A 26,080-nucleotide genomic window follows, 5' to 3' on the forward strand; every position below is an offset into this window, starting at 1 on the left:
TTTTCAAACGAACAAGGTCGTAACCATGAGCAGTAAGTCCCATGATACTGCATCCATTCTAATGGAAGCACTCCCTTACATCCAAAAATATTCCGGCAAAACCATTGTGGTCAAATACGGCGGCAATGCCATGACCGACCCAGCATTGCAACAAAGTTTTGCCCGCGACATCGTGCTGCTTAAACAAGTGGGGATTAACCCGGTGGTTATTCACGGCGGTGGCCCGCAGATCGGCAACTTGCTCAAGCAAATCGGCAAGGAAAGCCATTTCGTGGATGGAATGCGCGTCACTGATGCCGAAACGATGGATGTAGTGCAAATGGTGCTAGGTGGTTTGGTCAATAAGCAAATCGTCAATATGATCAATCAGGCAGGCGGACGCGCGATTGGTTTGACCGGCAAAGATGGCAATATGATCATTGCCCGCAAGCTGGTACTGGAACGCAAAGCCGCCGAAAACCAACCCTCTGAAATCATTGACCTCGGACACGTCGGCGAAGTCACTGAGATTGATGCCAGTGTGGTGCGCATGTTGGAAGAAGACCGTTTCATCCCCGTGATTGCCCCCATTGGCGTAGGGCGTGACGGCACGAGTTACAATATCAATGCTGACATCGTGGCGGGCAAAATGGCGGAAGTTTTAAATGCCGAACGTTTGTTGTTACTAACGAATACCCCCGGTGTACTCGACAAGCAAGGTGTCTTGATAGAAACCCTGAGTCAGGCAGACATTCAGAACTTGATCGCCGACGGCACGATTCAAGGCGGCATGTTACCCAAACTCGCGTGTGCTACGGATGCGATTTCAGCAGGGGCGAAAAGCGCCAGTATTATTGATGGTCGAGTGCCGCACGCATTATTGCTGGAACTGTTGACGGATCAGGGCGTGGGGACGATGGTGACACCTTGAGTAATTTACTCAAGCGTTCCCGGTCTTTTTCATAACGCTGGCGCAGACGGTCTTGCTCGGTTTGGTTTTCCTGCAAGGCGTGGTCGTAAGCCGCCAGAGTGTTTTCAGCATCATGAATGTAACCCCTGAGTTTTTCACGTTGCTCAGGCTCGGCGACTTTACGGGTTTGCTCCCTGACCACCGCTAACTTGGCTTCCAGGGACTCGCGGCGTTCCGCAATGGATTGGGTATTTTTATCCAGTACCGCCAACTTGCTGTGGAAAACCGCCTCAAGTTCAGCGACATCGGCATAATTAGCCAGTAAGTGATCATCTTGCTCTTGTTGCTTATTATCCATGGCGTCCCGCAGTTTTGCCAAGGTTTCGCGGCGTTTGCCTGCGGCAATCTCTTCCTCGGTTGGTGCTGCCGGAAAGGTTTGCACCGTCATGCCTTGCTTATTGAGCTGGTCATGACCCTGCTTTTCGACAGAAGGGGGAACAACATCCGAGTAATGCACCATACCTGCGGCATCCACCCAACGGTATAAACCAGCCTGCACCCCATTGGCGAACAGTAATAAGGCAAACAAAGCAAAGTGGGGTAATAGGGCAATTCGTTTCATGACGTATAAAAATCTCAGATGATTTATATACGTCGATTTTTAGCATTTATGTTTAAATAAAGCGTGCAGCGAGCGGAAGAACGGGATAATTAGGGTTACGAAGTGCGCAATGCCCCTTTCAACAAGGGGCATTGCGGCACAATCAAACGGTTAACGAACCGTGTAGAAAGCATCCGGCACACTGGAACGGATGCGGCTCAAATTGGCTTTGGCTTCGCTCTCGCTGCTGAAGGGCACGCGGACTTTGTAATAGCCGCCAACTTGATCAACCACGGCATTGAAGCCTGCGGATTGCATCTGGCTACGCATCGCTTCAGCCGTTCCCCTGTTTTGGCTGGCAACCACTTGCACCGCAAAAGAACCACCAGCAGAATTGCTATAGCCACCACCGGACGATGAGCCACCAGGGGCAGTGTAGTCGTAATAACTACCGGTAGAGCCAGTACCAGAACCAGCAGAGCCACTGCCATAAGAAGAACCGGTCGAAGCACTGCCAGCACCATAATCATAATAAGACGTGTTGGAAGTGGTTCCGGTGTTAGCAGGCGGTGCGGTGGTAGTGCCGTAACCGTAATCGGTACCCCCGGTAGTCGTACCGTAAGTGTTGCTGTTATAAGGCGCGTAATCGCCGCCCGTGGTTGCGCCTGCTTGCGTATTAGCGTTAGGCACAGGTGCACAGCCAGCCATCAAGGTTGCTAAAGTCAGCGCAACTGCGCCCATTTTCATTTGATTGTTCATAAGTCCAAGCCCCAAGTGCTAAGTGATTGTTGTATTGATAGACAATGGTATGTTTGTGAAGGTTCCCAAACAAGAGACCATTCTCAAGAAAAATGTTCATAACCTTGCCGTTTATCAGAAAAGGCATAATCTACGGACAAACCCGCTTGATTATCATCCACTTCCCCGATAACTGTAACCTGAATATGATAGTTATTAGCCACTTTCTGCACCTCACCTAAGTACTGTTTGGGGATGGTAAATAATAACTCGTAATCATCACCACCCCTCAGTGCAAAGTTCAACCTTTCTGCCAACGTAAGCTGTTGTAATGCCGGTGAAAAAGGCAGTGCTTGATGTTGTAACCGCGCCCCCACCCCAGAAGCGGTTAAGATATGCCCCAAATCTGCCAACAACCCGTCAGAAATATCCATACAAGCCGTCGCAAACCCACGCAAAAGCTGCCCTAACATCATACGCGGGGTGGGATAGTTCAAACGTTGCACACAAAACGCCGCTGCCGCCGCTGGTAATGCCAAACGTTGCTGCACAATCGCCAAACCTGCTGCCGCATCGCCTAACGTGCCAGACACACAAATCAGATCACCGTGTTGCGCCCCACGTCGCAATAACGCCCTACCCGGCTGCACCCAACCCATTACCTGAATGGTAATACTCAGTGCACCGCGAGTCGTATCGCCCCCAATCAAAAAAATGCCGTGTTGTTCCGCCAATTCCCGCATTCCGCGCGTGAATTCTGCCACCCAAGATTGATCCGCAGCAGGCAGGGAAAGCGCCAAGGTAAACCACGCCGGTTCCGCCCCCATTGCCGCCAAATCACTCAAATTCACCGCCAACGCCTTATAACCAATGGCGTGCGGCGGCGTATCCAACGGAAAATGTACCCCGACATTGGACGTATCGACTGACACCACCAATTCCTTATCCGTTGGTAACACCAACACTGCCGCATCATCCCCGACACTGACCCGCACATTATCCGGCACAGGTTGCCACAAAAAATATTCGCGGATTAGAGCAAATTCCGACATACTACCGCCCGTTAATCGCTAAATAATAAACTCTGGCAGATTTCCACAAGCCCAGCCAGATGTTTTTATGCTAAACGCTTACAATGGAACAGCCACCTAGGGCTGTACGTTATTCTTGCTGGAGCATAAATGGAAACAAGCTCGGAAACAAAAATTGGGTGCTTACACGTCGTTGGCGTGATTTTATTAACCGTATTCATCTCCGTCAGCGTTACGCTGTGGGTCGTACAGTACTTTTTATTCCCCAAACCGTTTAAACCTGTCACTCTCAATGAGCATGAAACCACCGTTTTGGAGCAAAAACTCCAACATCTCCATTTACCCTCGGATGACCTCACCCCAGAACCCTACACCGAAGCAGGCGCAAGCCGTGAAATTTCGCTAACCGAAAAAGAGCTGAACGCCTTGCTGGCAAAAAACACCGACATGGCAGAGAAAGCCGTGATTGACCTCGCGGACAACCTCGCCAGCGCCAAAATCTTGCTGCCACTTGACCCCGACTTCCCGTTTATCGGCGGTAAAACGCTCAAAGTAAATGCAGGCATGGAATTGGCTTACGCAAACAATAAGCCGATTATCAAGCTCAAAGGCGTCAGTGTTTGGGGCGTACCCGTGCCCAATGCTTGGCTTGGCAATCTGAAAAATGTGGATCTGGTCAACGAATTTGGCGGTAATGCCGGTTTCTGGCAATCCTTTGCCGCTGGCGTCGAAAACATTCAGGTACAAGAAGGGCATCTGCTTATCAAACTGAAAGAATAACGCCTACAGCACTGTGCCGCCACGTGTGGTCGGGTCATACGCCAGTGTCATGCCAGAAGCGGTATCGGTCGCAAATTGTGCCAATACCGCTTCCGCATCAGCCCAATACGGTTGTTGTTGGGCATGTTGCAACGGCGTGAAATGGCGGCTGTATAAACGCGCCAACCGCGCTTGCGCTGCCGGATCGCGATAATCCGCCAGCGCTTCCACCACCGCAACGGCTGCCGCACGGTTATTACACATCAACAACTGGTCGCAACCCGCCGCCAACGCGGCTTTTGCCCGCCCGACAAAATCACCTGCGGCTGCCGCTGCTGCCATATCCAAGGCATCGCTGAAAATTGCCCCCTGAAAGCCCATTTGCCCGCGCAAAATACCGCGCAACCAGCGCGTCGAAAATCCTGCTGGCACATCATCCACACACGGATACACCACATGCGAGGGCATCACCGCCTCCAAGCCTTGTGCAATCAAATGCCCGAATGGGGCAATGTCTTCCGCCCACAAGGTTTCCCAGCGGCGCTCGTCACACGGCAAGGCTTCATGCGAATCCGCCGTCACGCCACCATGACCGGGGAAATGTTTGCCAACCGACACCATGCCTGCCAAACGTGCGCCCTGCATCCACACGCCGGTCAATGCCATTACCGGTTGCGCTTGCTGCCCGAAAGCACGATCACCAATGACCCGACTTAAGCCACGATCAATATCCAACACGGGCGCAAAGCTGAAATCTACGCCCACCGCTTGCAACTCAGATGCCATTAACCAGCCCATGCGTTGCGCCGCGTGCTTCGCTGCCGCCGGTGACTGTTGGTATAACGCTGCGTAATACCCCGCAGGCGGCAAACGCTGAAAACCTTCCCGAAACCGTTGCACGCGCCCGCCTTCCTGATCCACCGCCACCAGCAAATGCGGTTCACGCACTGCTCGAATCGCCGCCGTCAACGCCGCCAATTGCGCCGGATTCTGGTAATTACGCGCAAACAATATCACGCCCCCGACGGCGGGATGTTGCAACAACTCACGGTCTTCAGCACTCAACGCCGTACCGGCTAAATCCAGCATGACTGGTCCCAATGACATCAGGCTCGCTCCTTGTGTTTGCTATTAAATATGCGCCGCATCCTGTAACAACTGGCGCACCAGTGCAACCGCTTCAGCAAGATTTTCACCCCACGTGATAAAACCGTCCTCATGCCCCAACATCACAACCGTATTAAGCGCTGGCTGAGTATCCCGCAATACAGCTTGCATCGCCTGCGCCATTTGTGGCGTGCCATAGGGAATATCGGCTGCCGTACACGTCAATCCCAGCGCCTGCGCTTGCTGCCAAAGCTGGGGATGATGCCCGTGAATAATCGCGTTAGCCATCGGCACACACTGGTAAATTGCCGCGTGGGTCATGGCTTCCGACGACGGTTTACGCGCCCCAACCGCCTGCAACCAATGGTGCTGGACATCGCAAGCCAACACTTGCGCATAGTGTTGGGCAGTCAAGATTGGTAGATGCCCTGTTTGCGTTCCCGTAATCACAAACGCGCCCTGCACTTCATGCGTCACCGTGCGCACACTGACATTGCCGTAACCCAAACCACCGTACCGCGCAGCATCCTGCCCCAATACACCCCATTGCCACAACAAACTACGGCTGTGATTGAGCGCGTCAAAATCAGGACAATCCAATCCTGCGTCACTCGCGGTGTATGACAAGGTAAATTTAATAACGCCCTCGGCTTCTGGCGGGTGCATATGCTTTCCTGTTTTGTGATACTTTCGAGATTATGCAAGTAAACATCCAAACCTTACACCACAGCGAAGACGAATTCGGCACAATCACCGTGCTGGATGATGGCGAATGCCGCATTCTCGCCTTTGCGCCCAACGACGAACAAAGCCGTTGCCTGAAAGCTACCCCGCATGTATTGCAATACGAATATACCCAAGCCATGTTGCTGGTATTGCTGTTTTGCCAACCAAAACGGGTACTGATTTTAGGCTTAGGTGGCGGCAGTTTGGTCACTGCCCTGCACCGCCACATCCCCGGCATTCACATTACCGCTGTGGAACTACGCGCCACCGTCATCGACGTTGCCCAGCGTTTTTTCCAAATGCCGCGCAGCAAACGCCTGCAAATCATCCAACAAGATGCCGACGACTTTCTGAACAGCGCGGAAATACGCAAAGTTGATGTGGTATTCGCCGACCTCTACCACGGTGATGGCGTGGATCATGTGCAATTGCGTGCCGATTTTATCGCCCGCTGTGCCGCCAATATCAAGGAAGACGGCTGGCTAGTAATGAATTGCTGGACAGAACAGCGCGAAGATCCCTTGTTACGCGATGCCTTACGCGCACACTTTACCGACATTCGCACCGTGCTGACGGGCAGCAAAAACTGGGTGATAATCGCAGGCAAAACGCCTGATTTTCAAACGACCCGTGCCTTGAAAGATACTGCTGAACACCTGAGTGCTTCGCTAGGCTTCTCATTGATACGTTCACTCATGCGCTCGCGGGCATTAGGCGAATAGCCTGTGTTATAGTATCCCCACCCACTTAATCGGAAAAAACCATGCGCAAACTGCCACGCTTGTTACTCGCTCTCTGTTTAACCTACGCCCCGTTCGCCTTCGCCGAAACTGTGCTGAAACGCGGCAATGGCACTGAACCGGAAACGCTGGATATTCACCAATCCTCCGGCGTTTCTGAAGCGAATATTCAGCGCGATATGTTTGAAGGGCTGGTCACAGAAGATGCGCTTGGCAAGCTGCAACCCGGCGTGGCAGAAAAGTGGGAAATCAGCGCCGACGGTAAGCGCTACACCTTCCACTTACGCAAAGACAGCCAATGGTCAGATGGCAGCGCCGTAACCGCTGACGATTTCGTGTACGCCTACCAGCGGGCGCTGGCACCGGAAACCGCATCCGACTACGCTTTTATTCTGTGGCCGATTGCGGGCGCTGAAGCCTTCAACAAAGGCGAACAAAAAGACCCTGCCAGCATTGGCGTGAAAGCCCTTAACCCGCAAACGCTGGAAATCACGCTCAAAGCACCCACCTCCTATTTCCTCGGCATGTTAATGCATCCAATGGCATTCCCTGTTCCCAAGCAAGCGCTGGAAAAAGCGGGCAAGGATTGGATTAAACCCGAAAATATCCGCTGCAACGGCGCATACTGCCTGAGCGAGTGGACCCCACAAGCCCACGTCAAGCTGGTGAAAAACCCGCATTACCGCCGCGCTGCTGAAGTGAAAATTGACAGCGTGTACTACATTCCCACCGAAGACCAGAACAGCGAACTCAAACGCTACCGCGCTGGGGAAATCGACATTACTTACGACGTGCCTTCTGATCAGATTAAAACCGTCGAAAAGGATTTCCCCACAGAGTTCCGCAATACATCCTACATCGGCACATACTATTACGCGCTCAATCTGGAAAATCCCGCATTCAAGGAAAATCCTAAGCTGCGCCGCGCCCTGTCGCTGGCACTGGATCGTGACATCCTCACCGAAAAAATCACCCAAGCCGGTGAAATACCCGCGTGGGGTTGGGTTCCGCCCGTTGATCATTACACCCAACAAAACATGGAAGAAAAATCGCTGGATAAAGCCGCCCGTACCAAACTTGCCCAAGATCTGTATGCCGAAAGCGGCTATGGCACTGACAAACCGCTGGAGCTCGAAATTCTCTACAACACCAGCGACAACAATAAAAAACTCGCGATTGCGGTAGCTGCGATGTGGAAACAAGTGTTAGGCGTGAAAACCAACCTGCGCAATGAAGAGTGGAAAGTCTACCTCAGTTCACGCAAGCAAAAGCAATTTCAAGTGGTGCGTTCCAGTTGGATTGGCGATTACAACGACGCACACACCTTCCTCAGCCTGTTCAAGTCCGATGTCGGTGAAATGAACACCTCCGGCTACAAGAACCCCGAATTCGACCGTTTAATGGCAGAAGCCGAAACCCAAACCGACGCCAAAAAGCGCCAAGAAGCCATGGAACAAGCCGAACGTATTCTGCTGGCAGATATGCCAATCATCCCGATTTACTACAACACCACGCAACACTTGGTCAGCCCGAAAATCACCGGGTGGGAAAATAATGTGATGGATGTGCATCCAACTCAGTATCTGGGCTTGGTGCCATAAAGACTTAAGGACCAAAACCACTTATCACCAAAGGAGATCATTATGCCGGATAACGCCCAAACGCCCGACCCACAAGCCGGAATCAATACCCTAGGATTTGCCTCCGCAGCCAAGGAAATGCAGGAAAACTTCAAGCAAGTTGAAGAAATCATGGCAGGTTTCAGCAAAGCGCATGAAGGGATGAAACTTGACCCCTATAATCTGAAACAGGCTTACAGCGACTGGATGGAAGCCGCTCTCAAAAACCCCGAAAAGCTCATTGAAACCAATATGGCTTTCTGGCAAAAGTCGATGGAACTGACCCAGCAAGCCATGCAAAGCTTCATGAGTGGGCAACCGGCTGCCAAGGTCTTTGAAACCCCCAAATCCGACCGCCGTTTCAGCCACGAAGACTGGGAAAACAAGCCCGCGTTTGATGTGATCAAACAGACGTACCTGCTGGTGTCTGACTGGACGCGCCAAGTCGTCGCCTCCGCCGAAGGCTTGGATGAGCGTACTGCCGAGCGCGTCAAGTTTTTCACCGAACGCAGCCTCGATGCGATGTCACCAACCAATTTTGCCCTGACCAATCCGGCAGTGTTGGAAAAAATCCGCAATACCAAAGGCGCGAATCTGGTACACGGCTTGAAAAACATGCTGGAAGATTTGGAAGCAGGCAACGGGCAATTACGAATTCGCATGACCGATACCAAAGCCTTCAAGCTAGGTGAAAACGTCGCCGTCACCCCCGGCAAAGTCGTGTTCCAGAACAAGATGTTCCAGTTGATCCAATACACGCCCAGCACGGAAAAAGTCCTGAAACGCCCGCTGTTGATCGTACCGCCGTGGATTAACAAGTTTTACATTCTGGATTTGCAACCGAAAAACTCCATGCTCAAATGGCTGGTGGATCAAGGGCATACCGTCTACGTGATGTCGTGGGTCAACCCCGATGAAACCTATGTGGATACCGGCTTTGAAGACTACATTCACGCCGTTATCAACGCGCTGGATGCGGTGGAATACGATAGCGGCGAATCCGAACTGAACATGATTGGCTACTGCATCGGCGGCACCTTGCTATCGTCTACTTTGGCTTACTTGAAAAGCAAAGGCGATACCCGCGTTAAGAGCGCCACTTTCTTCACCACCATGCTGGATTTCTCGGAACCGGGTGAACTCGGCGTGTTTATCGACGAAGCTCAGATCAGCACGCTTGAGACGCAAATGCAGGAACAGGGTTACATGGATGGCAGCACCATGTCCGGCGCATTCAACCTGTTGCGGGCGAATGATTTGATTTGGTCGTTCTACGTCAATAACTACTTGCTGGGCAATGATCCACGCCCGTTCGACTTGCTGTACTGGAACTCGGATTCAACGCGGATGCCGGTGAAAATGCACTCTTGGTATCTGCGTAACCTCTACAAAGACAACAAACTGTGCCAACCCAAAGCCCTGAGTGTGGACGGCGTGGAATTGGATTTAGGTACGATTGACGTACCTGCATGCTTTATTTCCACCATCGAAGACCACATTGCACCTTGGAAATCCACCTATTCCGGTGCGCGGTTGTTTGGCGGCGATGTGCGCTTTATTTTGGGCGGTTCCGGGCATATTGCCGGTATCGTGAACCCACCTGCTGCCAATAAGTACAACTACCGCGTCAGTAACGAACTGCCGGAAAGTGCTGATACATGGTTAGCCAACACACAAGTGAATGCAGGTTCTTGGTGGCCGGAATGGGATAGCTGGGTACGTGCGCTGGCAAATAACGAACAGGTTGATGCGCGTCAACCGGGTGCTGGCAAACTTGCAGCGATTGAAAATGCGCCGGGTACTTACGTCAAATGCCGTTTGGGTGAACCAACACCGGTACTTGAACCGACAGTGCTGCCGGATTCAGTTTCGCCGTCACCCGTCGCCCCCCAGCCACCTCTCCCCAAAAAGGCGAAGGGTAGCAAGAAAAAATAACTTCTTAGCCCCTCTCTAGCTTACTCGCGGGTTTGGAACTTCCGACCCGCGAACGCTGCCAACATGCCACGCAAAATATTCATCTCACTCACCGTCACCCCTGCCCGCCCGAACAGCCGCCGCATCCGCCGCATCAGCAAGCGCGGGTTTTCAGGGTCAAGAAAGCGAGTAGCAATCATCGACTGTTCCAAATGCGTGTAAAAGCTTTCCATAGACTCTGCACTGGCTAAGGCATCATCTGGGTCAGATGGCGTCAATTCACTGGGCGTTGCCAAACGCACTGCCGTTGCACATTCGTAAGCCATCACCTGAACCGCCATTGCAATATTCAGCGACAAAAAGTCGAATGCCATCGGAATATGCACCAAGGTATTGCAGTGATCGAGTTCTTCATTGGTCAAGCCGGTGCGTTCGCGCCCGAAGACCAACGCGATTTTCTGCTGTGGCAAATGTTCGGCAACGAATACGCCACATTCCCGCGAATCCATCTGCGGCCATTGCAGGGTGCGTTCGGAACGCGCACTGGTGCCGATCACGATGTGGCAATCTGCCACCGCTTCTTGCAAGGTCGGCACAATTCTTGCCTGTTCCACAATGTCATTCGCGCCGGATGCTAATGCCCACGTGTCTTGGGAATACGGTTTGCGCGGGGCAACTAGGCGTAAATCTTTAATCCCCATGACTTTCATGGCACGGGCTGCTGAGCCGATATTGCCGGGGTGCGAGGTTTCCACCATGACGATGCACAAATTTTCTAGCGCAGGTGTATACATAGGAATTGCTCCGCTCAATGCTTAGAATTCGCCCAGATAAGCGGCTTGTACGGCAGGATCATTTGCCAAGGCTTGCGCCGCACCACTCAGGGTAATTTCGCCGTGTTCCATCACGTAACCGCGCTGGCTGATGCCTAAAGCAAGGCGCACGTTTTGTTCGATCAGCAAAATGGTGATGCCTTGTTGCGCAATGGTTTGAATAATGCGGTAAATGGTTTGCACCATAATCGGCGCAAGCCCCATGCTGGGTTCGTCGAGCATCAACAGTTTCGGTTTGGACAGCATGGCGCGTGCCAATGCCAGCATTTGTTGTTCGCCACCGGAAAGCAGCCCCGCCTGTTGCTGATGCCGTTCCTGCAAACGTGGCAGCAAGGTGTAAATTTCGTCGATTTCGCGTTGCACATTGTCGCGATCAGTGCGGTTGTACGCGCCCATCAGCAGGTTTTCCAGCACAGTCATGCGGGTGAAAATACCGCGCCCTTCGGGGACTAACGCAAGGTTTAACGCAGCAATCTGGAAGGCAGGCATTCCATTGAGGCGCTTGCCATCGAAGCTAATCTCGCCAGCAGAAGCGGGCAATAAGCCGCTCAGGGTTTTGAGGGTGGTTGTTTTTCCAGCACCATTTGCACCGATCAGACAGACCGTTTCGCCTTGTTGCACCTCAAAGCTGATGCCTTTCACCGCTTGGATACTGTCGTAATGCACACTCAGGTTTTGCACGGAAAGCAGGCTCATACCACCACCTCCGCGCCCAAATAGGCGGCAATCACTTTGGGGTCGTGACGCACGGTATCGGGTGCGCCTTCGGCAATCTTTTCGCCGTAATCCAGCACCACCAGCCGGTCACAAATTCCCATCACCAGTTTGACATCGTGTTCGATCAGCATCAGGGTCAAGCCTTCGCTACGTAAACTGACCATTAGTTCACGCAGGGCATTTTTCTCATTCGGATTCATCCCGGCAGCAGGTTCATCCAGCGCCAGTAGTTTAGGTTCGCTGGCTAACGCACGAGCAATTTCCAAACGGCGTTGGTCGCCATAGGAAAGGTTTTTCGCCAGCGAATGCGCGTGTTTGCCGATACCAACGCGGTTGAGCAATTGCATAGCGTAAGCGGCACAATCACGCTCTTCCTTGCGGTTGTGCGCCGTGTGCAGCAACGCCGCCAACACGCCGGAAGTGGTACGGGTATGCCGCCCGACCATCACATTTTCCAGCGCGGTCATATTGTGGAACAGGCGGATATTCTGGAAAGTCCGCGCAAACCCAGTCTTGAGGATTTGGTGCGGTTTGCGGCGGTACAGCGATACGCCATCCAGCTCAATCGCGCCGGTATCGGGTTGATACAACCCCGTCAGGGCATTGAACAGCGTGGTTTTACCGGCACCATTTGGACCAATAACCCCGAAAATTTCACCCTTGCGCACCGTGAAACTGACATCGGTGAGCGCCTTGATGCCGCCAAAATGCTTGGAAACGGCTTCCACCCGCAATAAATCACTCATGGGGCTTCCTCCGCCAACTCGCGTTTGCGCTGTTTGGAAGGCAGCAAACCTGCCGGGCGGAAAATCATCATCAACACCAAGGCAATCCCGAACAACAACATGCGCAAGTCAGCCGGATCAATAAACACCTGACCAAATAAGACACGCTGTAAATCGCCGGTATAACGCAAGGCTTCGGGAATCATCGTCACCAGCAATGCGCCCAAAATAACGCCCCAAATATTGCCCATGCCTCCCAACACAATCATGGCAAGGATCATGATGGATTCCATCAGATTGAAACTTTCCGGGCTAACAAAGCCCTGAAAACTGGCAAACAGACCGCCACTCAAACCCCCGAACGTCGCGCCCATCGCAAATGCCAACAGTTTGATATTACGGGTATTGATACCGGATGCTGCCGCTGCCATTTCATCCTCGCGAATCGCCACCCATGCCCGCCCAATACGCGAATTTTCTAGGCGCATCGACACAAACACCACCAGTGCCACACAGGCCAAAAACAGGTAGTAATACATGTGCGGGGATGACAGGGTTAAACCAAACACTTCCTGGGTTTTGCCTAGCGAAAAACCAAACAGGTTCACGGGTTCAATCTGGGTAATCCCTTGCGGGCCATTGGTGATATTCACCGGTGAATTCAAATTATTCAGGAAAATACGGATAATTTCCCCGAAACCCAGCGTCACAATGGCAAGGTAATCACCACGCAATCGCAAGGTCGGCGCTCCCAGCAACACCCCAAACAAGGCAGCCATAGCCGCGCCAATCGGCAAAATCATCCAAAACGGCAAGTCCAGCCCGAAATGCGGCGAAGCCAGTAATGCCCAGCAATACGCGCCCACCGCATAAAACGCCACATAGCCCAAATCCAGCAGCCCGGCGTAACCGACCACAATGTTCAGCCCTAACGCCAACATAATGTATAACAGGGCGAAATCCAGAATCCGCACCCACGATTTACCCAGACCGGCTTCCACCAGAAACGGTAACAGCAGCAAGCCGATCAGCAACAAACCGGCAGACAGCCACACTTTGCCTCTTAATGCCTCAAGCACGTTCAACGCTTTTGCTCCCCAGTAGACCCGATGGTTTCAGCGTCAATACGAGGATTAACACCATGAACGCAAAAATATCCTGATAATGGCTACCGAGGAAACCGCCGGTCAGGGCACCGATATAACCCGCACCCAACGCTTCGATAATCCCCAGCAACATCCCGCCGAGCATTGCCCCGGTCAGGTTGCCGATACCACCCAGAACGGCAGCAGAAAAGGCTTTCAAGCCCAATAAAAAGCCCATGTGATAATGGGCTTGTCCGTAGTTGGCACTAACCATGACCCCGGCAATTGCCGCCAGACCCGCGCCGATCACAAAGGTAGCGGAAATGACCGCATTGATATTTACACCCATCAATTGTGCCACCGCAGGCGCTTGGGCAGTTGCCCGCATCGCCCGCCCCAGCCGGGTACGGTTAACCATCGTCACCAAGCCCAGCATGAGCGTGACGGTCAATACCAGAATCATGATCTGCACATCCGTAATGGTTGCGCCGAAAATTTCATGCCGCCCCTGTGGCAGCAACGTGGTGGGGAACGCAATGTACTGCTTCCCCCAGATCAGCATTGCCACATTTTGCAACACGATAGACAGACCAATTGCAGTAATCAGTGGCGCAAGACGCGGGGCATGGCGCAGCGGGCGGTAAGCCACCCGCTCAATGCTATACCCCAGCAACATGCACGACGGTATCGCCACCAGCAGACCTGTCAACACAATGATGACACCGGGCAAATCCGGCGCGACCCCGACCATTGCCCCGATCACCGTGATGGAAATCATCGCCCCCATCATGGTGGTTTCGCCGTGGGCAAAGTTGATCAGTTCCAGAATGCCGTAAACCAGTGTGTAACCCAGTGCCACCAGTGCGTACACACTGCCCAGCACCAACCCATTCACAAGCTGCTGTGCAAAAATATCCATGCGAACCGTCGTACCTGTTTAGCTGAAAAAATTACGGCTGAATGGTTTCAAGCGTTTCCCACTTGCCGCCCTTCACGGTGTACAACGTGATTGGACCGGAAGTCAGGTCGCCCTTGGCATCGAAACTGATTTTGCCGGTCACACCTTCGTAGCTGGTTTTCGCCAATTCGGGCAGGTATTTCTCAGGGTCAGTGGAATCGGCACGTTTCATCGCATCAACCATCACGTGGGCAGCGTCATAGGCATACGGTGCGTACAACTGGATTTGCCCGTATTTGGCTTCAAACTTTTGCTTGAAGTCAGTACCTTTCGGCATTTTGTCGAGCGGCAGACCGGGGATGGAGGCAATCGCGCCTTCCGCATCTGCACCCGCCAATTCGATGAATTTCGGGGTTTGCATCCCGTCACCGCCGAGGAATTGCGCTTTGATACCCAACTGGCGCATTTGTTTTGCCATTGGTGCGCCTTGTGGATCCATCCCGCCGAAGAAAATCACATCCGGCGCTTTACCCTTGATGGAAGTCAGAATCGCGGTGAAATCGGTTGCCTTGTCATTGGTGTGTTCAACTGCCACCACTTCTGCACCGGCAGCTTTCGCTGCTTTTTCTACCTCAGCCGCCAGACCTTGCCCGTAAGCGGTTTGGTCATCAATGATAGCAACTTTCTTGCCCAACTTGGCAGCATACGCTCCCAGCACCTTGCCTTGCTGTTCGTCATTGGTCATGACGCGGTAGGCAGTCTTGAAACCTTGCGCGGTGTATTTGATGGCGGTGGCAGAAGGGGATATTTGCGGGACGTTATTGTCGGAATAGACCTTGGAAGCGGGGATGGTTGCGCCGGAATTCAAGTGACCGATCACACCGGCGATTTCCTCGTCCACCATGCGTTGTGCCACAATAGTGGCGGTTTTTGGGTCAGCTTGGTCGTCTTCGCTCATCACTTCAAACGTTACAACTTTACCGCCAATGGTGGGTTTGGTGGCGTTGATTTCATCAATCGCTAGGCGCACACCATTGTCATTGTCTTTGCCGATATGGGCTTGTGGCCCGGTCAGCGGGGATGACTGGCCAATCTTGACCGTGACGGCATCGGCAGCTTGGGCGGTAGTCATGCCCAAGCCAAGTGCTAAGGCAATACTAAGGGTCAATAATGATGTTTTCATCTGTGTTATTCCTTTAGGTGGGATGGACTGCACTGAGATTAGCCAATTAATGACGCTTCATCAATCGCTCTTTTTCACGGCTCCAGTCACGTTCTTTTTCAGAATCGCGCTTGTCGTGTTGTTGTTTACCTTTTGCCAAGCCGATTTCGACTTTGACGCGGTTATTTTTCCAATACATTGCCAAGGGTACAACGGTGTAACCTTTGCGGTCGACCGCATTATTGAGCTTGACGATTTCGGTATCGTGCAATAACAGTTTGCGGGTGCGCAATGAATCGGGAATGATGTGAGTGGAGGCGGATAATAAGGCGCTAATGTGTGCACCAAATAAAAATACTTCGCCTTTTTCGAGAATCACGTAACTTTCTTTAAGCTGGATACGCCCTGCCCTGAGGCTTTTCACTTCCCAGCCTTGCAGCACCAAACCCGCCTCGAAGGTTTGCTCGATGTAATAGTCGTGGCGTGCCTGCCTGTTCACGGCGATGCTTTTGCTGCCGGGGGCACTTTTCTTTTTGGTCGTCGCTTTTGCCATGAGGGTAATAATCGCCATGCAAGTTAAGGAAACATGAAATGATACGCGGGTTTCCCGTATCATCAAGCGCTTTGTGACAATACTACAGGATTCCCCATGCGCCCAGCTTCACTCAGTTCCATCCTCGACAAAGAGTTTCTCGGCACGTTAGAAGGTCATCATACACCCGTAATGTTGTGGGGGCCGCCGGGCGTGGGTAAATCGCAAATCGTGGCACAAGTCGGGGTTCGCCACACGGTTCCCGTGATTGATGTGCGTTTATCACAAATGGAACCCAGCGATTTACGCGGCATTCCTTTTCGTGACAAAGAGTTGGTGGAATGGGCGATTCCGTCCATGTTGCCGGATGAAGAGCGCCACGGGGCAATGGGCATTTTGTTTCTGGATGAAATCACCTCCGCCGTGCCGAGCGTATCCGCTGCCGCATATCAGTTGATTCTGGATCGACGCTTGGGCGATTACCGCGTACCGGATGGCTGGGCAATCTTTGCCGCTGGCAATCGTCAAGGCGATCGGGGCGTGACTTACACCATGCCTGCCCCCTTAGCCAACCGCTTTTCACACTTTGAAGTCGATTTAAATCTGGATGACTGGGTAGCGTGGGCATACAAGCACCATATCGACGAACGCATTATCGGCTTTTTGCGCTTCCGCCCCGAACAATTATTTAACTTCGACCCGGCACACAATCCGGTCGCCTTCCCTACCCCGCGTTCGTGGGAGTTTGCACACCGCGCCTTGCAGAAATTTGGCAATTCCCCCAATTTATTGCTGGGAACCTTGCAAGCCTGTGTCGGGCCAGCGGCGGGTATTGAGCTGAAAGCGTTTGTGGATAGCCTCGATCAAATGCCGGATTTGGATGCAATTTTACGCGGTGAAGATGTCAAAGCGCCCAAAGAAGTGGATTTGCAATACGCGGTGGCTTCATCGCTGGTAGGCCGAGCAATTCGGGCGAAAGGCACGCCAGAAGCGGCGGAAACTTATGGGCATATTCTCAATTACGCCAAAGCGTTTCCGTTGAAGGAAATGGGCGTGATGTTGGTGTCGGATATGCTCCGCGCTGTGGGGGATGAGATTTTTGGGATTCCCGCGTTTGCGCAGTGGGCGCAGTCGATTGGCGATATTATGTTGTACGATTAAACGATCCCGTAGGGCAGACACCCAAGTCTGCCCTACCATATTTTGTTGCCGCTACTTCACCGTCACCTTAAAGGCGAATTTTCCTTTCCAAGGGTCAGCCTTCTTACACTCGATCACCTGAATGTTGTAATCGCCTGCAATTGTGGGCTTGACCGCCGCATTGCTGTGACAGGAAAGATCCATATCATTGGCATTCTCGCCTTTGGGATCAGTGATGTAGATGGAAACGGAACCATCACTTTTCTTGTCAAGCTGTTCAACGGTCATGGTCTGACCTTTGCCCACCCCGATGACGTAGTTTTGTTCGCTGTCAAAATCCGCCAACTTGCCCGTGACAGTGGCACTGGATGCACCCTTGGCAAACTGGATACGCTCGGCTTTACTGATTTTCGATAGGCTCGCACGTTCATCCGCCAGCGCCTTGCGGGTGGAATAAAGGCTTTTGCCATCGGGATACAGGATGTCATCCGCTACCCACTGCCCGTTTTCCTGCACCATTTTGAAAACAATCGTGGTTTTGCTGCCATTAGGCACAGAAGGCGTTACATTGAGATCAACACGCACGGTATTGGGTGCTGTTTCCTTGAAACGGATACCGGAGCTTGCATAGCTAAAATCATCATCATAATCTTGGGAATTGAGATAAGGATCCGCATCCGCCCCCCAACCACAAGGCTCATCATTATGCCCCTTGCAGGCTTGCTCACTTTTCTTGATGTCCGCTTGGAAGGCTTTGGACATGGCAATGTCTGGCGTTGCCGCATCTTTGACGAAAGTGGCAAGGTAACGCTCATAAAACCCACGCACTGTGTCAACAGCCGTAGCCGCTTTTTCGATGGCTTTTCCTGGTGGTTTTTCAGTGACAGTGCCGGTCGCACATCCAGCCAATGGCAATAAAACACACAACGCCGTCACCACTAGAGAAATACGCTTCTTCATAGACAACACTCCACCCCTCGCACAGGGATTATTGCAACCAATAAAAAACATTCATCATTAACATAGGACTTATATTGATACTTATCAATGTAATAAGCAGTTTTTTCTGAACCAAAAATATCCAGCACAAAAAAGCCCCGACTAGCGGGGCTTTTTTTAAAGAGGAGGGTTTTAACCCGCCACAACCGGAATCGGCACAACTTTCGCCGCAGCCTTCTGGTAGCTTTCCATCTTGTCAAAGTTCAGGTAACGGTAAATGTCAGCCGACATGCTATCCAGCTTGTTGGCATATTCCATGTACTCTGCAACCGTTGGCAATTTACCCATAACCGCTGCCACAGATGCCAACTCGGCCGAAGCCAAGAATACATCCGTGTTAGTCCCCAAACGGTTCGGGAAGTTACGAGTGGACGTAGACACGGCAGTAGAACCTTCCTGAATCCGCGCTTGATTGCCCATGCACAGTGAACAGCCCGGCATTTCCATCCGCGCACCCGCACGACCGTAGATGTTGTAGTAACCTTCGTCACTCAACTGGGCTGCATCCATCTTGGTCGGTGGTGCAATCCACATACGGGTTGGGATTTGCGTATTGGCAGCATCCAGCAGTTTGCCCGCCGCACGGAAGTGACCGATGTTGGTCATGCACGAACCGATGAAGACTTCATCAATCTTACGACCCGCCACTTCAGACAACAGACGTGCATCATCCGGGTCATTTGGTGCGCACAGAATAGGCTCTTTGATCTCATCCATATTGATTTCGATCACGGCTGAGTATTCCGCATCGGCGTCAGCACGCATCAGACTTGGGTTCGCCAACCACTCTTCCATCTTGCCGATACGGCGTTCGATAGTGCGTGGATCGCCGTAGCCTTCTGAGAGCATCCATTTCAACATAACAATGTTGGAACGCAGGTATTCAGCAACCGAAGCTTCAGACAGCGCAACAGTACAACCCGCCGCAGAACGTTCCGCAGAAGCGTCAGACAGTTCAAATGCTTGTTCGACAGTCAGGTGATCCAGACCTTCGATTTCCAGCACCGTGCCGTTGAACACGTTCTTCTTGCCTTTCTTTTCCACCGTCAGCAGACCCATTTGGATCGCTTTGTGCGGAATGGCATGAACGAGGTCACGCAAGGTAATGCCCGGTTGCATTTTGCCTGTGAAACGTACCAGCACAGATTCCGGCATATCCAACGGCATAACGCCAGTCGCAGCAGCAAACGCCACCAGACCAGAACCCGCCGGGAAGGAAATACCAATCGGAAAACGGGTATGTGAGTCGCCACCAGTACCCACGGTATCCGGCAACAACATGCGGTTCAACCAAGAGTGGATTACACCGTCGCCGGGGCGCAAAGAAACACCGCCACGGGTCATGATGAAATCAGGCAACGTGTGGTGAGTCACCACGTCAACCGGCTTAGGATAAGCAGCCGTATGGCAGAAAGACTGCATGGTCAAGTCGGCAGAGAAGCCCAAGCAAGCCAAGTCTTTCAGCTCGTCACGGGTCATCGGACCGGTGGTATCTTGTGAACCAACCGTGGTCATTTTCGGTTCGCAGTACATACCAGGGCGTACACCCGGCAGACCGCAAGCCTTACCGACCATTTTCTGTGCCAGTGTGTAGCCTTTGCCAGTATCAGCAGGCTGCTCTGGGGTGCGGAACAAATCAACCGGCGGCAGACCCAATGATTCACGCGCTTTGGCAGTCAAACCACGCCCGATGATCAGGTTGATACGACCACCCGCACGGGCTTCGTCCAACAACACTTGGGTCTTCAGACCGAAAGTAGAGATGACTTCATCTGTACCGTGACGCTTGGCAACGCCTGCATACGGATAAACATCAACCACGTCACCCATATTCATTTGAGCAACATCCATCTCAATCGGCAGTGCGCCAGCGTCTTCCATCGTGTTGAAGAAGATCGGGGCAATCTTACTACCGAAGCAGTAACCACCCGCACGCTTGTTAGGAATCCCCGGCATGTCATCACCGAAGAACCACAGCACAGAGTTGGTGGCAGACTTACGCGAAGAACCTGTACCTACCACGTCACCGACGTAAGCCACCGGAAAACCTTTGGCTTTCATGGCTTCGATTTGCTTCAATGGGCCGACGCTACCTTGAACTTCTGGCTCAATACCGTCACGCGCCATTTTCAGCATCGCGTTGGCATGGAGTGGGATGTCAGGGCGTGACCAAGCATCTGGCGCAGGAGAAAGGTCATCCGTGTTGGTTTCACCGGGAACCTTGAACACAGTGACGGTGATTTTCTCAGCCACTTCCGGCTTAGAAGTAAACCATTCGCCCGCTGCCCATGATTCCATGACCTTTTGTGCAGCCGCATTACCTGCTTTCGCTTTGGCTTCCACATCGTGGAACGCATCAAACATCAGCAGCGTGTGTGACAGAGCGCTAGCAGCAGCAGCCGCCGTGGCAGGCACATCCAGCGCGGCAATCAACGGTTGTACGTTGTAACCACCCAGCATCATGCCGAGAACTTCGACCGCACGTACCGGGCTAATCAATGCACAAGTGGTTTCACCCGTCACAATCGCAGCAAGGAAACCAGCTTTCACATAGGCGGCTTCGTCTACACCCGCCGGAACGCGGTTTTCCAGCAAATCAACCAGAAATGCTTCTTCGCCTGCCGGAGGGTTTTTCAGCAACTCGACCAGTGCAGCGGTTTGAGCCGCATCCAATGGTTTGGGCGGGATGCCTTGAGCGGCGCGTTCGGCAACGTGTTGGCGATATTCTTGCAACATTTTCTATAGACTCCTCAAAACAACAAAACTTAACGCTTATCCACTGGTACGTAATCGCGACGTTCCGCACCCATGTACAACTGGCGTGGACGACCGATGCGTGATTCTTCGTCACCCATCATTTCATTCCACTGTGAAATCCAGCCAATGGTACGTGCCAGCGCGAACATGACCGTAAACATACTGACCGGAATTCCCATGCTCAGGAAAATCACCCCGGAATAGAAATCCACATTCGGGTAGAGATTACGTGCCTGGAAGTACTCATCATTCAATGCAACCTGTTCCAGTTCACGCGCAATATCGAACAGCTTCTGGTTGGGATTGCCCGGTGGCAAACGATCCAAAATCTGGTTCGCCAATCCACGGATAATCTTGGCACGGGGGTCATAGTTCTTATACACCCGATGCCCAAAACCCATCAAACGGAAACGGTCGTTCTTGTCTTTTGCCCGTGCAATCCAATGCGACAACGGCTGACCAGACTTCTCGATTTCACGCAACATGTTGATCACGGCTTCGTTAGCGCCACCGTGTGCAGGCCCCCATAATGATGCAATCCCCGCTGATACTGCCGCAAACGGGTTAGCTTCCGAAGAGCCAGCCAGACGTACCGTAGACGTAGACGCATTCTGCTCATGATCCGCGTGCAAGATCATAATCACATCGAGTGCTTTCGCCATCAACGGATCAACAGTATAAGGCTCAGTCGGCACCGCAAACAGCAAATGCAGGAAATCTTCGGAATACTTCAGACGATTACAAGGGTAATTAAACGGCAGCCCCATCGAATAACGGTAGCTCCACGCCGCAATCGTCGGCATTTTCGCAATCAAACGGTGCGCAGAACGCTTACGTTGCTCTGGATCGTGAATATTCAAATCATCATGGTAGAACGCGGACAATGCCCCAACCACACCCACCATCGTTGCCATCGGGTGCGCATCACGGCGGAAACCACGGAAGAAACCCTGTACCTGATCGTGCAGCAACGTGTGACGAGTGATGATGTGCTCAAAATCTGCCATTTCCGTTGCGTTTGGCAAATTACCATTCAACAGCAAGTAGCACACTTCCAGAAAAGTACTGTGTTCTGCTAATTGCTCTATCGGGTAGCCGCGATAGAGCAGAGTACCCTCATCCCCATCCAAATAAGTAATCTTGCTGGAGCAACTGGCAGTTGACATGAAACCGGGGTCATAGGTGAAATAACCCAGCTCCTTGTGCAACTTGCGGATGTCGATGCACTTTGGCCCTACTGAAGGATGCAAAACATCCAGCTCAATTTGTTTGCCAGTAGCATTATCCGTCAGCGTAACGGTCTGTTTGGTCATGAGGGCACTCCAAAAAAATTGATTTACCCCTCACCCCAGCCCCTCTCCCGCAAGGAAAGAGGGGCTAAGAGATTATCCTCGTAGGAGGCGAGGGAGACTAAAAAATTATCCCTTGAGGGCAGCGAAGGCAGCAGCAACACCCTTACCCAGCTCCGCTGGAGATTGCACAGTATACACGCCCGCTTGTTGCAGTGCAGCATACTTTTCCTGCGCTGTGCCTTTCCCGCCTGCAATAATCGCACCAGCGTGACCCATGCGCTTACCCTTAGGTGCGGTAACGCCTGCAATATAGGAAACCACTGGCTTGGTTACATTGGCTTTAATGAATTCCGCTGCTTCTTCTTCCGCTGAACCGCCGATTTCGCCGCACATCAAAATGACTTCGGTTTGTGGGTCAGCTTGGAACAAGGTCAGTGCATCAATGAAGCTTGTGCCCGGAATCGGGTCGCCACCAATACCGATACAGGTGCTTTGACCCCATTCGTTGGTTTGCTTGACCGCTTCGTAAGTCAGCGTGCCGGAACGTGACACGATACCGACACTGCCCGGCTTGTGAATGTGACCCGGCATAATGCCGATTTTGCATTCGCCCGGAGTGATAATGCCGGGGCAGTTGGGGCCAATCAGACGCACGCCAAGGCTATCCACCACCACTTTCGCGTCCAGCATATCCAGTGCCGGAATGCCTTCGGTAATGCACACGATCAGCTTGATACCTGCGTAAGCCGCTTCAATAATCGAATCTTTGCAGAATGCTGCCGGAACGTAGATCACGCTGGCATCCGCGCCGGTCGCTTCCACCGCTTCGCGCACGGTGTTGAACACCGGCAAACCTAAATGCGTTGTGCCGCCTTTACCCGGCGTAATCCCGCCGACCATATTGGTGCCGTAAGCAATCGCTTGCTCAGAGTGGAAAGTTCCTTGCTTGCCGGTGAAACCTTGGCAGATGACTTTAGTGTCTTTATTGATTAATACGCTCATGCGGCTTCTCCTACGGCAGCAACGATTTTACGGGCAGCATCGCCAAGATCGCTTGCAGCAATCACAGCCAAGCCGCTATTAGTCAGCAATTCAGCACCTTTTTCGGCATTATTGCCTTCCAAACGCACTACAACAGGGACAGAAACGTTAACTTCTTGTACCGCTTTGATAATCCCTTCGGCAATCAAATCGCAACGCACAATGCCACCGAAGATATTAATCAGAATGCCTTTGACCGCAGAGTCGGACAGAATGATCTTGAAAGCTGCCGCTACCCGTTCAGCCGTTGCACCACCGCCTACGTCGAGGAAGTTAGCCGGTTGACCACCGGACAGTTTGATAATGTCCATCGTCGCCATTGCCAAGCCTGCGCCGTTGACCATGCAACCGATATTGCCTTCGAGTGCGACGTAGTTCAGTTCCCACTCGTCCGCTTCCAGTTCGCGGGCATCTTCTTGGGATTTGTCACGCATCGCTACCAGTCCAGGCTGGCGGTAGAGCGCGTTGCTGTCTACATTCACTTTGCCATCAAGACACAATAAGTTGCCTTCAGCCGTGACTACCAGCGGGTTGATTTCGACCAGAGACAGGTCTTTTTCCTTGAACATTTTGCCCAAGCCGACCAGCAGTTTGGTGAATTGCCCAATTTGTGCGCCTTCCAAACCTAAACCAAACGCCAATTCACGCCCTTGGTAAGGCATTACACCGACCAGTGGATCAACCTGTACTTTGAGGATTTTTTCCGGGGTTTCGTGCGCAACCTTCTCGATTTCCATGCCGCCTTCGGTGGAAGCCATGATCACAATGCGGCGACTGGAACGGTCGAGGACTGCGCCGAGGTACAGTTCGCGGGCGATATTGCAGGTTTCTTCCACCAGAATGGTATTGACGGGTTGACCGTGTTTGTCGGTCTGGTATGTGACCAAGTTTGTACCCAACAAGCTGGCAGCGAAGGTGGCTGCATCAGCCGGAGTCTTAACCAGTTTCACACCACCGGCTTTGCCGCGTCCACCTGCGTGGACTTGCGCCTTGACCACTACTGTCGCCGTGCTTAAAGAAGCCGCTGCTGCTTCGGCTTCCGCCGCAGTTGAAGCGATTTTGCCAGTAGGCACAGGCATACCGTATTGGCTAAAAACCGCTTTGGCCTGATATTCGTGTAAATTCATCCTCAGATTTCCTTTGGTAGTTCACCGCTAAAACGCGGGTTATAATCGTACAAACGCCACGTATCTGCCGTGCAGCAGACCGTGGCGTGTTACCCCTCACCCCCCAGCCCCCTCTCCCTCAAGGGGCGAGGGGGAGCAAGAGAGTATTTGTCTTAGCCCCTCTCCCCTTGAGGGAGAGGGGTTGGGGTGAGGGGTACACCATATTACTTACGCTTTTTGCCAACGGCATGTAATGCCCGCCCATCCACTGCCAGCATGGCTTCGTGTATTGCTTCGGAAACGGTTGGGTGTGCAAACGTCATGCGAGCCAAATCTTCTGCCGAACATTCGGTTTCCATCGCAATCACTGCCTGACCAACCAGTTCGGAAGCCAATGGTCCCACAAAATGCACGCCCAGAATGCGGTCAGTTTTGGCATCTGCCAGCACTTTCACCAAACCATCGGCTTGATCCATCGCTTTGGCGCGACCGTTAGCAGCAAACGGGAAACTGCCGACATTATACGCAACGCCAGCGGCTTTCAATTCAGCTTCGGTTTTACCTGCCCACGCAATTTCTGGATGGGTGTAAATAACCCACGGAATCGCATCGTAATTGATATGCGGCTTTTGACCGGCAATCTGTTCGGCAACCAGCACACCCTCTTCCGAGGCTTTATGTGCCAGCATTGGCCCGACGATACAGTCGCCAATCGCGTAAACACCCGGCACGGCAGTTTGTAGATGCGCATCGACGACAACACGTCCACGATCATCCAGTTGCACCCCGGAATCGTCCGCGAATGCGCCAGCCGTATTGGACTTGCGCCCGACGGCGACGATCAAGCGATCGACCAGCAAAGTTTGCTCACCGTTCGGATCGTTGTAAGTCACGGTTACGCCGTTATCGCCTGCTTCGACCTTGGCAACTTTGGAGCTAAGGCGGATGTCCAGCCCTTGCTTTTTGAATTGCATCTGCGCGGATTTAGCCACGTCACGGTCAGCCGCACCGAGGAAATCGTCCATCGCTTCGAGAACGACCACTTCGGAGCCGAGCCTGCGCCATACGCTGCCCATTTCCAAACCGATCACGCCTGCACCGATGACACCGAGTTTGCCGGGAGTGGTTTCCCAATCCAGCGCACCAGCAGAATCGACAATGCGCGTATCCAGCCATTTAGCAATCGGCAGTTCAATCGGGGTAGAACCTACCGCGATAATTACATTGTCAGCCGCAGCCGTTGAAACCGTGCCATCATGCGCTGTGACTTCGACTTGCTTGCCAGCCAGCAACTTGCCACGGCCTTGCAACCACGTGATGCCATTGGCTTTGAACAACTGCTCAATACCGCCGGTCAGTTGGCTAACGATTTTGTCCTTGCGGGCAATCATCTTGCTCACGTCGATCTGCAAACCGTCAACCGTGATACCGTGATCGGCATTGTGTTTGGCGATTTCTTCGTAACGTTCGGAGCTTTCCAACAACGCCTTGGACGGGATGCAACCGACATTCAGGCAAGTACCACCCAACGCTGGCTTTTGCTGCTTGTTAATCCACTCTTCCACACACGCGGTTTTCAAACCGAGTTGGGCGCAACGGATAGCAGCGACATAACCGCCGGGGCCTGCCCCGACGACGATGACATCATATTTATCAGTCATGGCGTGTT

At 52.6% G+C, this 26,080-nt stretch carries 24 protein-coding genes; 6 read left to right on the forward strand and 18 right to left on the reverse strand.

What is annotated here, in order from left to right; genetic code table 11:
• Positions 1–25 precede the first annotated feature (25 nt).
• Complete coding sequence (argB, locus tag L2Y54_RS16885; RefSeq protein ID WP_236497791.1) at positions 26–910, forward strand: acetylglutamate kinase; 885 nt, start codon at positions 26–28, stop codon at positions 908–910.
• Here argB and L2Y54_RS16890 read toward each other — a convergent pair.
• The 3 genes from L2Y54_RS16890 to thiL form a co-directional block, all read right to left on the reverse strand.
• Positions 831–1,511, reverse strand: coding sequence for a DUF4124 domain-containing protein (locus L2Y54_RS16890; RefSeq protein ID WP_236497792.1), 681 nt, complete (start codon positions 1,509–1,511; stop codon positions 831–833). The genes argB and L2Y54_RS16890 overlap by 80 nt on opposite strands.
• A 150-nt stretch (positions 1,512–1,661) precedes the next feature.
• Positions 1,662–2,249 (reverse strand): SPOR domain-containing protein, encoded by a 588-nt coding sequence (locus L2Y54_RS16895; protein WP_236497793.1) that lies wholly within the window; start codon positions 2,247–2,249, stop codon positions 1,662–1,664.
• An 83-nt stretch (positions 2,250–2,332) separates the two neighbouring features.
• Positions 2,333–3,280 (reverse strand): thiamine-phosphate kinase, encoded by a 948-nt coding sequence (thiL, locus tag L2Y54_RS16900; protein ID WP_236497794.1) that lies wholly within the window; start codon positions 3,278–3,280, stop codon positions 2,333–2,335.
• A gap of 129 nt (positions 3,281–3,409) precedes the next feature.
• Between thiL and L2Y54_RS16905 the strand changes: the two genes are divergently transcribed.
• Positions 3,410–4,039, forward strand: a complete 630-nt coding sequence (locus tag L2Y54_RS16905) for an arginine N-succinyltransferase (protein ID WP_236497795.1) — start codon at positions 3,410–3,412, stop codon at positions 4,037–4,039.
• Between the two features lie 3 nt (positions 4,040–4,042).
• Here L2Y54_RS16905 and nagZ read toward each other — a convergent pair whose 3' ends face one another.
• Positions 4,043–5,125 carry a beta-N-acetylhexosaminidase gene (gene nagZ, locus L2Y54_RS16910; RefSeq protein ID WP_236497796.1) on the reverse strand — a complete coding sequence of 361 codons (1,083 nt, stop codon included), beginning with the start codon at positions 5,123–5,125 and terminating at the stop codon, positions 4,043–4,045.
• 24 nt (positions 5,126–5,149) lie between these two features.
• Entirely contained in the window at positions 5,150–5,791 is a 642-nt protein-coding gene (locus L2Y54_RS16915) for a class II aldolase/adducin family protein (RefSeq protein WP_236497797.1), read from the reverse strand.
• Between the two features lie 32 nt (positions 5,792–5,823).
• Here L2Y54_RS16915 and L2Y54_RS16920 point away from each other — a divergent pair, with 32 nt between their 5' ends.
• The 3 genes from L2Y54_RS16920 to L2Y54_RS16930 are packed head-to-tail and all read left to right on the forward strand — an operon-like array spanning position 5,824 to position 10,145.
• Positions 5,824–6,573, forward strand: coding sequence for a spermidine synthase (locus L2Y54_RS16920; protein WP_236497798.1), 750 nt, complete (start codon positions 5,824–5,826; stop codon positions 6,571–6,573).
• A gap of 41 nt (positions 6,574–6,614) precedes the next feature.
• Complete coding sequence (locus tag L2Y54_RS16925) at positions 6,615–8,192, forward strand: peptide ABC transporter substrate-binding protein (RefSeq protein WP_236497799.1); 1,578 nt, start codon at positions 6,615–6,617, stop codon at positions 8,190–8,192.
• A 42-nt stretch (positions 8,193–8,234) separates the two neighbouring features.
• On the forward strand, positions 8,235–10,145 hold the full coding sequence (locus L2Y54_RS16930) for a PHA/PHB synthase family protein (RefSeq protein WP_236497800.1): 1,911 nt from the start codon (positions 8,235–8,237) through the stop codon (positions 10,143–10,145).
• Positions 10,146–10,165: 20 nt separating this feature from the next.
• Here L2Y54_RS16930 and L2Y54_RS16935 read toward each other — a convergent pair whose 3' ends face one another.
• The 7 genes from L2Y54_RS16935 to smpB are packed head-to-tail and all read right to left on the reverse strand — an operon-like array spanning position 10,166 to position 16,115.
• Positions 10,166–10,918, reverse strand: coding sequence for an RNA methyltransferase (locus L2Y54_RS16935; RefSeq protein WP_236497801.1), 753 nt, complete (start codon positions 10,916–10,918; stop codon positions 10,166–10,168).
• Between the two features lie 21 nt (positions 10,919–10,939).
• Entirely contained in the window at positions 10,940–11,653 is a 714-nt protein-coding gene (locus tag L2Y54_RS16940) for an ABC transporter ATP-binding protein (protein ID WP_236497802.1), read from the reverse strand.
• A complete protein-coding gene (locus tag L2Y54_RS16945; protein WP_236497803.1) occupies positions 11,650–12,420 on the reverse strand; it encodes an ABC transporter ATP-binding protein in 771 nt (256 codons plus the stop codon). Before L2Y54_RS16945 ends, L2Y54_RS16940 begins: the two co-directional genes overlap by 4 nt.
• Positions 12,417–13,478, reverse strand: a complete 1,062-nt coding sequence (locus L2Y54_RS16950; RefSeq protein WP_236502056.1) for an ABC transporter permease subunit — start codon at positions 13,476–13,478, stop codon at positions 12,417–12,419. The genes L2Y54_RS16945 and L2Y54_RS16950 overlap by 4 nt, the downstream gene beginning before the upstream one ends.
• Positions 13,471–14,403, reverse strand: coding sequence for a branched-chain amino acid ABC transporter permease (locus L2Y54_RS16955; RefSeq protein WP_236497804.1), 933 nt, complete (start codon positions 14,401–14,403; stop codon positions 13,471–13,473). The genes L2Y54_RS16950 and L2Y54_RS16955 overlap by 8 nt, the downstream gene beginning before the upstream one ends.
• A 31-nt stretch (positions 14,404–14,434) precedes the next feature.
• Positions 14,435–15,565 (reverse strand): branched-chain amino acid ABC transporter substrate-binding protein, encoded by a 1,131-nt coding sequence (locus L2Y54_RS16960; protein ID WP_236497805.1) that lies wholly within the window; start codon positions 15,563–15,565, stop codon positions 14,435–14,437.
• Between the two features lie 46 nt (positions 15,566–15,611).
• Positions 15,612–16,115, reverse strand: coding sequence for an SsrA-binding protein SmpB (gene smpB, locus L2Y54_RS16965; protein ID WP_414718433.1), 504 nt, complete (start codon positions 16,113–16,115; stop codon positions 15,612–15,614).
• A 78-nt stretch (positions 16,116–16,193) separates the two neighbouring features.
• Here smpB and L2Y54_RS16970 point away from each other — a divergent pair, with 78 nt between their 5' ends.
• A complete protein-coding gene (locus L2Y54_RS16970) occupies positions 16,194–17,237 on the forward strand; it encodes an AAA family ATPase (protein WP_236497806.1) in 1,044 nt (347 codons plus the stop codon).
• A 51-nt stretch (positions 17,238–17,288) separates the two neighbouring features.
• On the opposite strand, the gene L2Y54_RS16975 is transcribed toward L2Y54_RS16970, so the two are convergent.
• The 6 genes from L2Y54_RS16975 to lpdA all read right to left on the reverse strand — a co-directional run bounded on the left by L2Y54_RS16975 (position 17,289) and on the right by lpdA (position 26,072).
• A complete protein-coding gene (locus L2Y54_RS16975; RefSeq protein ID WP_236497807.1) occupies positions 17,289–18,176 on the reverse strand; it encodes a DUF3828 domain-containing protein in 888 nt (295 codons plus the stop codon).
• 171 nt (positions 18,177–18,347) lie between these two features.
• On the reverse strand, positions 18,348–20,951 hold the full coding sequence (acnB, locus tag L2Y54_RS16980; protein ID WP_236497808.1) for a bifunctional aconitate hydratase 2/2-methylisocitrate dehydratase: 2,604 nt from the start codon (positions 20,949–20,951) through the stop codon (positions 18,348–18,350).
• Between the two features lie 29 nt (positions 20,952–20,980).
• The gene (locus tag L2Y54_RS16985) at positions 20,981–22,285 is read right to left on the reverse strand and encodes a citrate synthase (protein ID WP_236497809.1); all 1,305 of its coding nucleotides are present in this window, start codon (positions 22,283–22,285) and stop codon (positions 20,981–20,983) included.
• Positions 22,286–22,390: 105 nt separating this feature from the next.
• Positions 22,391–23,266: a succinate--CoA ligase subunit alpha gene (gene sucD, locus L2Y54_RS16990; RefSeq protein WP_236497810.1), complete on the reverse strand. Its 876-nt coding sequence runs from the start codon at positions 23,264–23,266 to the stop codon at positions 22,391–22,393.
• Positions 23,263–24,432, reverse strand: a complete 1,170-nt coding sequence (gene sucC, locus L2Y54_RS16995) for an ADP-forming succinate--CoA ligase subunit beta (RefSeq protein ID WP_236497811.1) — start codon at positions 24,430–24,432, stop codon at positions 23,263–23,265. Before sucC ends, sucD begins: the two co-directional genes overlap by 4 nt.
• Before the next feature lie 203 nt (positions 24,433–24,635).
• The gene (gene lpdA, locus L2Y54_RS17000) at positions 24,636–26,072 is read right to left on the reverse strand and encodes a dihydrolipoyl dehydrogenase (RefSeq protein WP_236497812.1); all 1,437 of its coding nucleotides are present in this window, start codon (positions 26,070–26,072) and stop codon (positions 24,636–24,638) included.
• Positions 26,073–26,080 lie beyond the last annotated feature (8 nt).

Source organism: Thiothrix winogradskyi, from assembly GCF_021650935.1.
Lineage (GTDB): Bacteria > Pseudomonadota > Gammaproteobacteria > Thiotrichales > Thiotrichaceae > Thiothrix > Thiothrix winogradskyi.